The sequence below is a fragment of the Cupriavidus alkaliphilus genome, assembly GCF_014191175.1.
In the GTDB taxonomy this organism is placed as follows: domain Bacteria; phylum Pseudomonadota; class Gammaproteobacteria; order Burkholderiales; family Burkholderiaceae; genus Cupriavidus; species Cupriavidus alkaliphilus.
On the sequence record NZ_JACHWE010000003.1, the window covers coordinates 488,991 to 502,045 of the forward strand.

General features: G+C 67.9%; 9 protein-coding genes and 1 tRNA gene. 7 read left to right on the forward strand and 3 right to left on the reverse strand.

Going from position 1 to position 13,055, the window contains the following annotated elements:
* Positions 1 to 217: 217 nt before the first annotated feature.
* Complete coding sequence (locus FHX60_RS13890; protein ID WP_183283683.1) at positions 218 to 1,426, forward strand: efflux RND transporter periplasmic adaptor subunit; 1,209 nt, start codon at positions 218 to 220, stop codon at positions 1,424 to 1,426.
* Between the two features lie 4 nt (positions 1,427 to 1,430).
* Positions 1,431 to 4,544: an efflux RND transporter permease subunit gene (locus FHX60_RS13895; protein ID WP_183283684.1), complete on the forward strand. Its 3,114-nt coding sequence runs from the start codon at positions 1,431 to 1,433 to the stop codon at positions 4,542 to 4,544.
* Positions 4,545 to 4,586: 42 nt separating this feature from the next.
* Here the strand turns inward: FHX60_RS13895 and FHX60_RS13900 are convergent, their stop codons facing one another.
* Together FHX60_RS13900 and FHX60_RS13905 are read right to left on the reverse strand one after the other, a co-directional pair.
* Positions 4,587 to 5,051, reverse strand: coding sequence for a hypothetical protein (locus FHX60_RS13900; RefSeq protein ID WP_112777388.1), 465 nt, complete (start codon positions 5,049 to 5,051; stop codon positions 4,587 to 4,589).
* A 252-nt stretch (positions 5,052 to 5,303) separates the two neighbouring features.
* Positions 5,304 to 5,390, reverse strand: a tRNA-Leu gene (locus FHX60_RS13905).
* Between the two features lie 239 nt (positions 5,391 to 5,629).
* On the opposite strand from FHX60_RS13905, the gene FHX60_RS13910 reads away from it, so the two are divergent.
* Positions 5,630 to 6,004, forward strand: a complete 375-nt coding sequence (locus FHX60_RS13910; protein WP_183283806.1) for a VanZ family protein — start codon at positions 5,630 to 5,632, stop codon at positions 6,002 to 6,004.
* On the opposite strand, the gene FHX60_RS13915 is transcribed toward FHX60_RS13910, so the two are convergent.
* Positions 5,979 to 6,836 (reverse strand): 23S rRNA (adenine(2030)-N(6))-methyltransferase RlmJ, encoded by an 858-nt coding sequence (locus FHX60_RS13915; RefSeq protein ID WP_183283685.1) that lies wholly within the window; start codon positions 6,834 to 6,836, stop codon positions 5,979 to 5,981. The genes FHX60_RS13910 and FHX60_RS13915 overlap by 26 nt on opposite strands.
* Before the next feature lie 161 nt (positions 6,837 to 6,997).
* Here FHX60_RS13915 and mnmC point away from each other — a divergent pair, with 161 nt between their 5' ends.
* The 4 genes from mnmC to clpX all read left to right on the forward strand — a co-directional run bounded on the left by mnmC (position 6,998) and on the right by clpX (position 12,837).
* A complete protein-coding gene (mnmC, locus tag FHX60_RS13920) occupies positions 6,998 to 8,971 on the forward strand; it encodes a bifunctional tRNA (5-methylaminomethyl-2-thiouridine)(34)-methyltransferase MnmC2/FAD-dependent 5-carboxymethylaminomethyl-2-thiouridine(34) oxidoreductase MnmC1 (protein ID WP_183283686.1) in 1,974 nt (657 codons plus the stop codon).
* Positions 8,972 to 9,201: 230 nt separating this feature from the next.
* A complete protein-coding gene (tig, locus tag FHX60_RS13925) occupies positions 9,202 to 10,557 on the forward strand; it encodes a trigger factor (RefSeq protein ID WP_092317265.1) in 1,356 nt (451 codons plus the stop codon).
* A gap of 99 nt (positions 10,558 to 10,656) precedes the next feature.
* A complete protein-coding gene (gene clpP, locus FHX60_RS13930; protein WP_011615108.1) occupies positions 10,657 to 11,307 on the forward strand; it encodes an ATP-dependent Clp endopeptidase proteolytic subunit ClpP in 651 nt (216 codons plus the stop codon).
* A 252-nt stretch (positions 11,308 to 11,559) separates the two neighbouring features.
* Positions 11,560 to 12,837 carry an ATP-dependent Clp protease ATP-binding subunit ClpX gene (gene clpX, locus FHX60_RS13935; protein WP_012352668.1) on the forward strand — a complete coding sequence of 426 codons (1,278 nt, stop codon included), beginning with the start codon at positions 11,560 to 11,562 and terminating at the stop codon, positions 12,835 to 12,837.
* The last annotated feature ends 218 nt before the right edge of the window (positions 12,838 to 13,055 follow it).

Genomic DNA, 13,055 nt, shown 5'->3' on the forward strand with positions numbered 1-13,055 from the left:
GAAGCTTCCTTCCAGACGTTTCGTCGCCTGCCGTTTGACGCACCCCAAGGCGGTCGTTATATTACTGACCGGCAAGTTATTTAGCGCCCGTGCCGGCTTCCGGCCATCCGCCGGCCACCGTCAGGCTGCCACCTCTGCCTGCCTGATCGGGCGGCGTGATCCCCGGTGGAGCGCGGCCCGCCCAGCAGTTGTACCCATTCCGAATCGTTGCCTACCGATGCCAGTGCTTTGCCAAGTGCCGGAAGTTGCGGCTGCAGATATTCCAGTCACCCCCGTCGTCACCTCGCCGCACCGGCAGGCCAGGCGCCCCGGCCGCGGCACGGCCGTGGCGGCGCTGTCGCTGGCCGCTGCGCTGGTCCTGGCCGGCTGCGGCAAGGCACCCGAGCCCGCGCCGGAGATCCGCCCGGTGCGCATGATGCAGCTCAGCCCGCACAGCGGCAAGACCATCTTCGAGTTTTCCGGCGACGTGCGCCCGCGCGTGGAGTCGCGGCTTGGCTTCCGCGTCGGCGGCAAGATCGCCGCGCGGCTGGTGGATGTCGGTGCCGTGGTCAGCAAGGGCCAGCCGCTGGCTAGGCTGGACCCGGCCGACCTGTCGCTGGCCGAAGCCGGCTCGCGCGCCCAGTTCGAGGCCGCCCGCACCGACCGCGACCTCGCCGCGGCCGACCTGAAGCGCTACAACGACCTGTTCGCCAAGGGCTTTATCAGCGCCGCCGAGCAGCACCGGCGCCAGGCCAGTTTCGATGCCGCCGAGTCGCGGCTGCGCCAGGCCGAGGCCGGGCTGCGCAGCCAGTCCAACCAGACCGCATATGCCGTGCTGCATGCCGACGCCGACGGCGTGGTCACCGCCATCGACGCCGAAGTGGGCCAGGTGGTCACCCCCGGCCAGCCGGTGGTGCGGGTGGCGCAGACGGCCGAGAAGGAAGTGGCCATCGGCCTGCCCGAGGATCAGGTCGGCCTGCTGCGCGGCCTGACCGACGTAAGCGTCCATACCTGGGCCGAGCCGCAGCGCGCGCTGCCCGGCCGCGTGCGCGAAATCGCCGCCGCGGCCGACCCCGTCACGCGCACCTACGCCACCCGCGTGAGCGTGCCCAACCCCCCGGCCGACCTCAAGCTGGGCATGACCGCGGTGGTGACTTTTGTGCGCAACGGCGCCGCGCCGGCGCTGCGCGTGCCGCTGACCGCGCTGCTGCAGGAGCAGGGCCGCGACATGGTCTGGATCTACGATGCCCCCTCCGGCACGGTCAAACCGGTGGCGGTGACGCTGGGCGAGGCCTTCGGCAATGAGATCGAAGTGCGCCAGGGCCTGGCGCCGGGGCAGACCATCGTCACCGCGGGCGTGCACCTGCTGCGCCCGGGCCAGAAGGTACGCCCGCTGCAGACCGTCGCGCCGGCGTCGGCGGCGGCCGCCACCCCGAAGCAGGGGTGAGCGGATGGACCATTCCCGCTTCAACCTGTCGCGCTGGGCGCTCGAACACCAGCCCCTGACCCGCTACCTGCTGGTGGTGCTGCTGCTTGGAGGCCTGCTGGCGTTCTTCCAGCTGGGCCAGGACGAGGATCCGCCATTTACCTTCCGCGTGATGGTGGTGCAGGCCTTCTGGCCCGGCGCCACCGCCGAGCAGATCGCGGTCCAGGTCACCGACAAGATCGAGCGCCAGCTGCAGGAAGTGCCCTATGCGGACAAGATCCGCAGCTTCTCCAAGCCCGGCGAAACCACGGTGATCTTCCAGCTCAAGGACACCTCGCCGGCGCGGGAGACCGCGCAGGTCTGGTACACCGTGCGCAAGAAGATCGGCGACATCCAGCAGACCCTGCCGGCCGGCGTGCGCGGGCCTTTCTTCAACGACGAGTTCGGCGACGTCTACGGCACCATCTACGCGCTCTCGGCCGATGGCTTCAATTACAAGGAGCTGCGCGAATATGCCGACCTGGTGCGCCAGGAACTGCTGCGCGTTCCGTCGGTGGCCAAGGTGTCGCTGATCGGGTTGCAGGACGAGAAGGTCTACATCGAATTCAACCAGGCGCGCTTTGCCCAGCTGGGGCTGGACATCAACGCCATCGCCGACCAGATCTCGCAGCAGAACAACCTGACCGGCAGCGGCGTGCTGGTGACCCCGAGCGACAACCTGCAAGTGCGCCTGTCGGGCCAGTTCGCCAGCGTGGAAGACCTGGAGAACCTGGTGCTGCGCGGGCCCAACGGCATCGCCAATATCCGCCTGGGCGACATCGCCCACGTCTACCGCGGCTATGTCGACCCCACCCAGCAGCGCATGCGCTTCAACGGCAAGGACGTGATCGGGCTGGGCATTTCGATGCAGAAGGGCGGCGACATCATCGAGCTGGGCGAGAACCTGCGCGGCGCCTTCGAGCGGCTGCGCGGCCAGCTGCCGGTGGGCATCGAGATGGACCAGGTGCAGGACCAGCCCGAGGCGGTGCAGCGCTCGGTGGGCGAGTTCGTGCGGGTGCTGATCGAGGCGGTGGTGATCGTGCTGGCGGTCAGCTTTGTCTCGCTCGGCCTGCACACGCGGCCGCTGCGGCTCGACGTGCGCCCCGGGCTGGTGGTGGCGCTGACCATCCCGCTGGTGCTGGCGGTGACGTTCCTGTTCATGAACATCTTCGGCATCGGCCTGCACAAGATTTCGCTGGGCGCGCTGATCGTGGCGCTGGGGCTGCTGGTCGACGACGCCATCATCGCGGTGGAGATGATGGTGCGCAAGCTGGAAGAGGGCTTTTCCAAGATGGAGGCCGCCACCTTCGCCTATACCTCGACCGCGATGCCGATGCTGACCGGCACGCTGATCACCGCGGCCGGCTTCCTGCCGGTGGGGCTGGCACGTTCGACGGTGGGCGAGTACACCTTCGCCATCTTCGCGGTGACGGCGCTGGCGCTGGTGCTGTCGTGGCTGGCCGCGGTCTACTTCACGCCCTACCTGGGCTACCTGCTGCTGAAGACGCGCGGCCCGGGCGCGGGCGAGGCCCACGAGGTCTTCGACACGCCGTTCTACGCGCGCTTCCGCCGGCTGGTGGACTGGTGCGTCACCTGGCGCAAGCTGGTAATCGCGATCACGCTGTTGGCGTTCGCGCTGGGCATCTACGCCTTCAAGTTTGTTGAAAAGCAGTTCTTCCCGGATTCCAGCCGCCCGGAGCTGATGGTGGAGCTGTGGATGCCGGAGGGCACCAGCTTTGCGCAGATGGAAACCGAAGCGAAACGCTTCGAGCAACGGATCGGCAAGGACAAGGAGGTCGCCAGCCTGACCACCTTCGTCGGCACCGGCGCGCCGCGCTTCTACCTGCCGCTGGACCAGATCTTCCCGCAGACCAACGTGGCGCAGGTGATCGTGATGCCGGTCAGCACCGAAGTGCGCGACGCGCTGCGCCGGCGCATTATCCAGCTGCTCGATGCCGAGTTTCCGTACCTGCGCGGGCGCGTCAAGCTGCTGCCCAACGGACCGCCGGTGGCCTATCCGGTGCAGTTCCGCGTGATCGGCCCGGACGCCGCCGCCGTGCGCCGGCTGGCCGACCAGGTCAAGACCGAGATGCGCGCCAACCCCAACACCGTCGGCGTCAACGACAACTGGAACGAGAATGTGAAGATGCTGCGCCTGGAGATCGACCAGGACAAGGCGCGCGCGCTGGGCGTGACCACCCAGGCCATCGCCCGCGTCACGCAGACGGTGCTGAGCGGGGTGCCGGTGGGGCAGTACCGCGACGGCGACAAGCTGATCGACATCCTGATGCGCACGCCGCGCAATGAGCGCGACGCGATCTCGGACCTGAACAACATGCTGGTGCCGACCAGTAGCGGGCGCGTGGTGCCGCTGACGCAGGTGGCGCGCGTGACGCTGCGCTCCGAGCCCGGCGTGGTCTGGCGCGAGAACCGCGACTTCGGCGTGACCGTGCAGGCCGACGTGGTCGACGGTATCCAGGGCCCGACCGTCACCGCGCAGATCAATCCAAAACTGGACAAGCTGCGCGCGCAATTGCCGCCGGGCTACCGTATCACCGTGGCCGGCGCGGAAGAAGAAAGCGGCAAGGCCGGGGCTTCCATCGCGGCGCAGCTGCCGCTGTGCATCTTCATCATCTTCACGCTGCTGATGCTGCAGCTGCACAGCTTCTCGCGCGCGGCCATGGTGTTCCTGACCGGCCCGCTCGGGCTGATCGGCGCCGCCGCCACGCTGTTGCTGCTACGCGCGCCGATGGGCTTCGTGGCGCAGCTGGGCATCACCGCGCTGCTGGGCATGATCATCCGCAACTCGGTGATCCTGGTCGACCAGATCGAGCAGGATATCCGCGCCGGCGTGCCGCAGTGGACCGCCATCGTCGAAGCCGCGGTGCGCCGCTTTCGCCCGATCATCCTGACGGCCGCCGCGGCCGTGCTGGCGATGATCCCGCTGTCGCGCTCGATGTTCTGGGGGCCGATGGCGGTGGCCATCATGGGCGGGCTGATCATCGCCACGGTGCTGACGCTGCTGTTCCTGCCGGCGCTGTACGCGGCATGGTTCCGCGTGCGGCGGCCCGAGGACGGACCGGGCGCCGTGGCCATGTGACGGCCGGCGCCAGGGTCCTGCGCCACTGCAACAGGCCTGCGCCTAGTTGCAGATCGTGCCGGGAACCGGCTTGCCGGAGGCAGTCAGCCCCTGGCAGGCATCGCCGCTGGCCAGGCTGGTGTCCGACGCCGAGGCCGGCGACAGCTTCAGCTTGCCGGCCACGGTGCAGCAACCGCGCGGCGGTGGCGGGTTGGGGCTGCGTTTGACCGTGGTGCCGGCGGTGGTGCCGGCGGTGGTGCCGGTTATCGTGGCAGGGGCGATCGGGGCTACCGAAGTGGTCGGCACCGGGGTCACCTCCGCCGCCGGCGCGGCAGCCGCTGCGGCAGCACCGGCCTTTGGTGGACCGCCCGCTTCAGCCGACTCTTCCACTTCGGGATAGACGCATTGCCCGTGGTGGCAGATCCGCTCACCTTTGCACTGCATGTCGTACTGGCATCCGGCGGCCTGTGCGAACGATGTCCAGCCAGCGGCCATCGACGCTGCCAACAGCAAGGCATGGAATTTCATATGCCCTCCGATCAGGGCTCAGCGATGATATTGGGCACCGCCTGCGCAGTGCGCGCGGCGGCGCCAACATCTTCAGCATAGATCGCCGCACGGGTCCGCGAAAGGCGGTGCCACTCAGGTGTTCTACCACCTGCGGCAAGCGCCGCGAACGCGTGCGTCATCGCTTCGACTCGCAGCGGTTGCCGCATGGCCGATCGAAACCGATCGAAGTCTTCAGGGGGGAGGTTGTCAGCCCGCCACTTGGAAGGCGGGTGGTGCGAGGGAGGGGACTCGAACCCCTACACCATTGCTGGCGTCAGGACCTAAACCTGGTGCGTCTACCAATTTCGCCACCCTCGCGGTCCTTGCGGCGCTGCCCGGGCGGGCGGCCGCGATGCTCGTTGCCGGAGACGAAAGCAAAAAAAGGCGGCTGGAAGTGCCCGCCTTTGCCGTCTTCTTGCCGGTTCTGCCGCCGGCAGCCCGCAGTGCAACGAGGTTGCGGATTGTAGCGCAAGGCGCGGGGGGAATCCAGCCCCGCGGCGACTGCGCGCCCCGGCGGGCCCGTGCGGCTATATTGTCGGCTTTCCAAACGTCCGTCGCTGCCCATGATTGCCGTTCCGACCCTGACCCCGCTGCGCTGGCGCCTGCTGTTCTGGGCTGCCGCCGCCGCCGTGCTGGCGCTGTCGCTGATGCCGCCGACGCAGCCGCTGCCGACCACCGGCTGGGACAAGGCCAACCATGCGCTCGGGTTTGCGCTGCTGGGCCTGGTGGGCGCACGCGCCTACGCCGCGCGCGGCTGGCCGCTATGGCTGGGCCTGGTTGCGTATGGCGGCGTGATCGAGCTGCTGCAAGGGCAGACCGGCTACCGCGAGGCCGACTGGCTCGACCTGCTCGCCGACGCGGTCGGCGTGGGCGCGGCCATGGCGCTGGACTGGCTGGTGCGCCGGCTCAGCGCTCCTCGGCTTCGAGCGTGAACCCTGCGCCGTCGTCCTGCCCGAGGAGGTCGACCAGTACGGGCATGGCCTGCTGCAGCGATTCCCGCAGGCGCCACGGCGGGTTGACGATGAACATGCCGCTGCCGTGCAGGCCCAGGCCGCCCTCGACCGGGCGCTTGACCGTCAGGGTCACGTGCAGCCAGCTCTTGAGCGGCAGGCCCTTCAACTGCACCGGCAACTGCAGCGCTTCGCGCCGCTGCACCTGCGGGTACCAGACCGCGTAGACGCCGGTGGCAAAGCGCTCCAGCCCGTCGCGCGCGGTCTGCACGGTGCGGGCGTAGTCCTGCTTGTCTTCGTACGACGGATCGACCAGCACCAGCGCGCGCCGCGGCGGCGGCGGCAGGATTGCCTTGATGCCGCCGAAGCCGTCGCCGTCGTACAGCATCACGCGGCGCCCGGCGCCGCGGAAGTTGTCGCGCAGGACCTGGATCTCGGTGCTGTGCAGTTCGAACAGGCGCAAGCGGTCGTGTTCGCGCAGCATCTGCCAGGCCAGCCAGGGCGAGCCGGGGTAGTGGCGCAGGTTGCCGTCGGGGTTGAGCGCGCGCACCTGGTCAAGGTAGTCGTCCAGCATCGGCGGCAGCTGGGTGCCGCTTGCCGCGGCGCGCCACAGCGGCGCGATGCCGGTTTCGAATTCGGCCTTCTTCTGCGCGTAGGCGTGGTCCAGCGCATAGAGGCCGGCGCCGGCATGGGTGTCGATGTACCAGAACGCCTTGTCCTTCTGCGTCAGGTGCTCGAGCAGTTGCACCACGACGGCGTGCTTGAGGACATCGGCGTGATTGCCGGCATGGAAGGCGTGACGATAGCTGAGCATGTGGAGCAGGGCGCCCTGGCGGCGCAAGATCGGAGGCGGACGGCGAGGCGGTCCGCGGCAAGGCCGCTATGCTACCATCCGGCGCCAGTTGCTTTTCCTGGTCCCTCCCACGCACGTGGTGCTCCGGCCGGGGCAATTCGCTTCCACAGAGTTTTCCATCCATGCCGCGCGCACTCGAACCCGCCGAGCCGATCCTGTCGGCCGAGGGCACTCCGTATTCGCCCCGCTACGACGACGTCTACCACAGCACCGAAGGCGGCCTGGCGCAGGCCGCCCACGTCTTCCTCGGCGGCAACGGCTTGCCCGGGGCGTGGGCTGGCCAGCGGCACTTTGTCATCGTCGAGACCGGCTTCGGCCAGGGGCTGAATTTCCTGGCGACCTGGCAGGCGTGGCGCGACGATCCGCAGCGCTGCGGCACGCTGCATTTCGTCTCGATCGAAAAGCATCCGTTCACGCGCGAGGGGCTGGCGCAACTGCATGCCAGCCTGGAAGGGCTGCAGCCGCTGGCTCAGGCGCTGCAGGCGCAATGGCCGCTGGCGCTGCCGGGCTTGCACCGGCTCGCGTTCGACCAGGGCCGCGTGGTGCTGACGCTGGCGCTGGGCGATGCCGAAGCGATGCTGCCGCGGCTGGCCGCCGGTGCCGACGCCTTCTACCTTGACGGCTTCTCGCCGGCGCGCAATGCCGAGATGTGGTCGGCGCCGGTGTTCCGCGGCCTGGCGCGGCTGGCGCGTCCCGGCGCCACGCTGGCGACGTATACCGCCGCGGGATTTGTGCGGCGCGGGCTGAAGGAGGTCGGCTTCGAGGTCGGCAAGGTGCCCGGCTTCGGCGGCAAGCGCGACATGACGGTCGCGCGCTTTCGCCCGCAATGGAAATCGCGCCGCCACGCGCCGCCGCTGCCGGCGCAATGGCCGCAACGCCATGCCATCGTGGTCGGCGCCGGACTGGCCGGCTGCGCCGTGACCGAGCGGCTGGCCGCCCGCGGCTGGCGCGTGACCCTGTTCGACGCGCACGAAGGTCCGGCGCGGCAGACCTCGGCGCATCGCGCCGCGGCCATGCATGCGCATGTGTCGGCCGACGACAGCCTGCTGTCGCGGCTGTCGCGGGCCGGCAACCAGTATGCTCTGCGCGCCTGGGCGGCGCTGGCCGAGGCCGGGCATGCGGTCGGCTGGCACGGCTGCGGCGTGCTGCAGATCGGCGAGGACGAGGCCGAAGGCGAGGCCCAGCGCGCCGCGCTGGACGCCATGGGCTTGCCGCAGGATTTCGTGCGCTGGATGAGCGCCGCCGAGGCGGCCTCGGCGCACCACGCCGGCGTGCCGCGCGGCGGCCTGTGGTTCCCGCAGGGCGGATGGGTCGCGCCGCCGGATATCTGCGCGGCGCAGCTGGCGCGTGCCGGCGATGCTGTCACGGCGCGCTTCGGCTGCCGGGTCGGCGCGATCGCGCGCGTCGACGGCCAATGGCGGGCACTCGCGCAGGACGGCGCTGTGCTGGCGTCGGCACCGGTGCTGGTGTTGGCCAACGCACATGAGGCGCAGCAACTGCTGCCGCAGCAGCACTGGACCCTGCGCCGCGTGCGCGGGCAGCTGACCACGCTGGCGGCTGCTCAGGTCGATGCGCTCGGCGGCTGGCCCGATTGCGTGGTGACCGGTGCCGGCTACCTGCTGCCGCGTGCGGCCGACGGCAGCGGCCGCGTCGGCTCCAGCTATGACGAAGACACCGGCCCGCTGGTGGCGCAGCCTGCGGTCCACGCGGCCAACCTGGCCCGGCTGGCCGGGCTGCTGCCCGACCAGGCTGGCGCGGTGGCCGCAATCGATCCCGCCGATGTGTCGGGCTATGTCGGCGTGCGCACGGTCACGCACAACCGGCTGCCGCTGATCGGGCAAGTGCCTGACGAGGCCGCCGCGGCGGCGCAGGCGGCGTCGCTGCGCGGCGCGCACCTGCGCGACCTGCCGCGCCTGCCAGGGCTCTATGCGGCGCTTGCCTATGCCTCGCGCGGCCTCACCTGGGCCGCGCTGGGCGCGGAACTGCTTGCCAGCCAGATCGAAGGCGAGCCGCTGCCGCTGGAGTCGGACCTGGCGGATGCGGTGGATCCGGCACGCCTGCTGCTGCGCGCGCTGCGCCATGGGCAGGCAGCGTAGCGCGGCGCGGCCGCACTGCAGGGTTGCGGCGCGATCCGGGCAAAATCTGCCGGAAGCGAATCAAAACCGTGCGATAATCCCCGTTTTCCGTTTGCGCGGAGCTTTCCGTTCGCCGGTGCGCTGCCCTGGCCGTCCTGTAGCGACGGCACCGTGGCGGTAAAGCGGGCGGTACGCGTACAAGACGGCAGCACCTACGAACACAACTACATTTCTGGATTGGATCTACGACCATGTCGAACGTGATTGAGAACCTCGGCAAGCTGGACCGCAAGGTGACCCTGGCCATCCCCAAGGCCGAAGTGGAAAAGGAAAAGCAGGAGCGCCTGGTTCGCCTGTCGAAGACCGTGAAGATGTCGGGCTTCCGTCCGGGCAAGGTGCCGATGAAGATGGTCGAGAAGCAGTACGGCCAGCAGGTCGAGTTCGAAGTCCGCTTCGACAAGGCCGCGCGCAAGTTCTTCGACATCACCAAGGAACAGGACGTCAAGGTTGCCGGCCAGCCCAAGTTCGAGATCAAGAGCGAAGGCGTGGGCGAGGATGAAGTGGCGTTCGACGCCACCTTCGAGGTGTACCCCGAAGTGACCATCGGCGACCTGTCGGCTGCCGAAGTCACCCGCACCGGCACAGAGATCACCGACGCCGAAGTCGACAAGACCATCGACATCCTGCGCAAGCAGCGCGTGCACTACCACGCCCGCGGCGAAGCCGGCGAGCATGGCGACGGCGGTGCCGACGTCACCGCCCAGAACGGCGACCGCGTGACGCTGGACTTCGTCGGCAAGATCGACGGCGAAGAGTTCGCCGGCGGCAAGGCCGAGGACTTCCCGTTCGTGCTGGGCGAGGGTCGCATGCTGCCCGAGTTCGAGCAGGCCGCGCTGGGCCTGAAGGTCGGCGAAAGCAAGACCTTCCCGCTGGCCTTCCCGGCCGACTACCACGGCAAGGAAGTGGCCGGCAAGACCGCCGAGTTCACCGTGACCCTGAAGAAGATCGAGTGGGCCCACCTGCCGGAAGTGAATGAAGCCTTCGCCAAGTCGCTGGGCATCGCCGACGGCAGCGTCGACAAGATGCGCGCCGACATCCGCGAGAACCTCGAGCGCGAAGTGAAGCGCCGCACGCACGCCATGCTGAAGGACCAGGTCATGGAAGCGCTGCTGAAGGCAAGCGAGCTGGACGTGCCCAAGGCCCTGATCGAGCAGGACCAGGAGCGCCTGGTGGAAATGGCCCGCCGCGACCTGGAACAGCGTGGCATGCCCAACGCCAAGGACATGCCGATCCCGGCCGAGATGTTCGCGCAGCAGGCCGAGCGCCGCGTCAAGCTGGGCCTGATCCTGGCCGAGATCGTCAAGGCCAACGGCCTGGAAGCCAAGGCCGACCAGATCAAGGCCGAGATCGAGGACTTCGCCAAGAGCTACGAGGACCCGAAGGAAGTCATGCGCTGGTACTACGGCGACCAGCAGCGCCTGGCCGAAATGGAAGCCTACGTGCTCGAAAACAACGTGGTAAATTTCGTGTGCGGCAAGGCCAAGGTCACCGACAAGAAGGTGTCCTTCGAGGAACTCACCGCCGAAGGCAACCAGCAGCAGGCCTGAGGCCGGAAGTGACCGGCAGCCCCGCGCCACGGTGCGGGGCCGGGACTTCCCGAGTTACCCGGATTGCCTTGCGATCCGACGAATCCATGGAGAACATGCATGACCCGCAATGATTTGCTTGACCGTCTCGCCACCACGCAGGCTTCGGCACTGGAAACCCAGGGCCTGGGGCTGGTGCCGATGGTCGTCGAGCAGTCCGGCCGGGGCGAGCGCGCCTATGACATCTACTCGCGCCTGCTGAAGGAGCGCGTGGTGTTCATGGTGGGCGAGGTCAACGACCAGACCGCCAACCTGGTGGTGGCACAGCTGCTGTTCCTGGAAAGCGAGAACCCCGACAAGGACGTGTCCCTGTACATCAATTCGCCGGGCGGTTCGGTGTCGGCGGGGCTGGCCATCTACGACACCATGCAGTTCATCAAGCCGGACGTGTCGACGCTGTGCATGGGCATGGCGGCCAGCATGGGCGCCTTCCTGCTGGCGGCGGGTGCCAAGGGCAAGCGTTCGGCGCTGCCCAACTCGCGCATCATGATCCACCAGCCGCTGGGCGGCGCGCGCGGCCAGGCCTCGGACATCGAGATCCAGGCGCGCGAGATCCTGTACCTGCGCGAGCGGCTCAACACCATCCTGTCGGAAGTGACCGGCCAGCCGGTCGAGAAGATTGCGCGCGACACCGATCGCGACAATTTCATGAGCGGCGACCAGGCGGTCGACTACGGCCTGATCGACAAGGTGCTCGCCCGCCGCGGCTGATGCGGCGCGCCGCCGTGGCCTCTGGTGCGACGGCGGACCGCCACTGCGGCTCGGCTCAAATGGCGAAGGCTACACCGGAACGAGGCCCCGTGCCTCGTTTTTTGCATCAGAACCTGTGAAACGGGGCCTTGGCCCCACAGCCGGGGGGAACCGCCGGTGGTGCCAATTGTTTTGGCGTATGATGCGTTTGAAGCGTATTGCCGAGGAGCCTGTCGCCCCGCGGTGTGCGCACTGCAAAAGTGACTGATTCCTATGGCGGACAAAAAAGGTTCATCCAGCGAAAAGCTTCTGTACTGCTCCTTCTGCGGCAAGAGCCAGCATGAGGTCAAGAAGCTGATTGCCGGCCCGTCGGTGTTCATTTGCGACGAATGCATCGACCTGTGCAACGAGATCATTCGCGACGAGGCCACGGCATCCGAGAAAGACGCCGCCGCGGCCGCGCGCTCCGACCTGCCCACGCCCCACGAGATCCGCGAAAGCCTGGACCAGTATGTGATCGGCCAGGAACAGGCCAAGAAGATCCTGGCCGTGGCGGTCTACAACCACTACAAGCGCCTCAAGCACCTCGGCAAGAAGGATGACGTCGAGCTGTCCAAGAGCAACATCCTGCTGATCGGGCCCACCGGCTCGGGCAAGACGCTGCTCGCGCAGACGCTGGCGCGCCTGCTCAACGTTCCGTTCGTGATCGCCGACGCGACCACGCTGACGGAAGCCGGCTACGTCGGCGAGGACGTCGAGAACATCATCCAGAAGCTGCTGCAGAACTGCAATTACGAAGTCGAGAAGGCGCAGCGCGGCATTGTCTACATCGACGAGATCGACAAGATCTCGCGCAAGTCGGACAACCCGTCGATTACCCGCGATGTGTCCGGCGAAGGCGTGCAGCAGGCCCTGCTCAAGCTGATCGAAGGCACCATGGCATCGGTGCCGCCGCAGGGTGGCCGCAAGCATCCGAACCAGGACTTCCTGCAGGTGGATACCACCAACATCCTGTTCATCTGCGGCGGCGCCTTCGATGGCCTGGAGAAGGTCATCATGCAGCGCTCGGACAAGACCGGCATCGGCTTTGCCGCGCAGGTCAAGAGCAAGGAAGAGCGCGACGTCAGCGAAGTGCTGCCGCAGACCGAGCCGGAAGACCTGATCAAGTTCGGCCTGATTCCCGAACTGATCGGACGCCTGCCGGTGGTGGCAACGCTGGCCAAGCTGGACGAGGCCGCGCTGATGCAGATCCTGGTCGAGCCCAAGAATGCGCTGGTCAAGCAATACCAGAAGCTGCTGGCGATGGAAGGCGTCGAACTCGAGATCCGTCCCGGTGCGCTGAGCGCCATCGCCCGCAAGGCGATCCGCCGCAAGACCGGTGCCCGGGGGCTGCGCTCGATCCTGGAGCAGTCGCTGATGGACGTCATGTATGACTTGCCTAACTACAAGGGCGTGCAAAAGGTGGTGATCGATGAAAATACGATCAACGGCGATGCACCGCCGCTGCTGATGTATGAGGAGCAGCAGCCCAAGGTGGCAGGGTCTAACTGACGCGAGGCCTGCCAGAGTGGTCAGAGGTCGGCACCACACGGGCAGCAGGGCGGAAAAGGCCGTTCGCGTAGAAGCGAGCGGCTTTTTTGTTTATTTCTACCGACGAGAGGGAGGAAACGCGGGTATGCTGTTTCAGAGGGGCCACCAAGTGCAGGTAGCGGCATCTGCCTGTCTTGATGAATCGATTGGCACGTATCTTGTAATCGATTCGGGCGGCC

What these genes read in the sequence shown, in the direction of transcription:
- FHX60_RS13890 (WP_183283683.1), top strand. Translation starts at nt 218, where the DNA reads ATGCCAGTGCTTTGCCAAGTGCCGGAAGTTGCGGCTGCAGATATTCCA.
- FHX60_RS13895 (WP_183283684.1), top strand. Translation starts at nt 1,431, where the DNA reads ATGGACCATTCCCGCTTCAACCTGTCGCGCTGGGCGCTCGAACACCAG.
- FHX60_RS13900 (WP_112777388.1), bottom strand. Translation starts at nt 5,051, where the DNA reads ATGAAATTCCATGCCTTGCTGTTGGCAGCGTCGATGGCCGCTGGCTGG.
- FHX60_RS13915 (WP_183283685.1), bottom strand. Translation starts at nt 6,836, where the DNA reads ATGCTCAGCTATCGTCACGCCTTCCATGCCGGCAATCACGCCGATGTC.
- mnmC (WP_183283686.1), top strand. Translation starts at nt 6,998, where the DNA reads ATGCCGCGCGCACTCGAACCCGCCGAGCCGATCCTGTCGGCCGAGGGC.
- tig (WP_092317265.1), top strand. Translation starts at nt 9,202, where the DNA reads ATGTCGAACGTGATTGAGAACCTCGGCAAGCTGGACCGCAAGGTGACC.
- clpP (WP_011615108.1), top strand. Translation starts at nt 10,657, where the DNA reads ATGACCCGCAATGATTTGCTTGACCGTCTCGCCACCACGCAGGCTTCG.
- clpX (WP_012352668.1), top strand. Translation starts at nt 11,560, where the DNA reads ATGGCGGACAAAAAAGGTTCATCCAGCGAAAAGCTTCTGTACTGCTCC.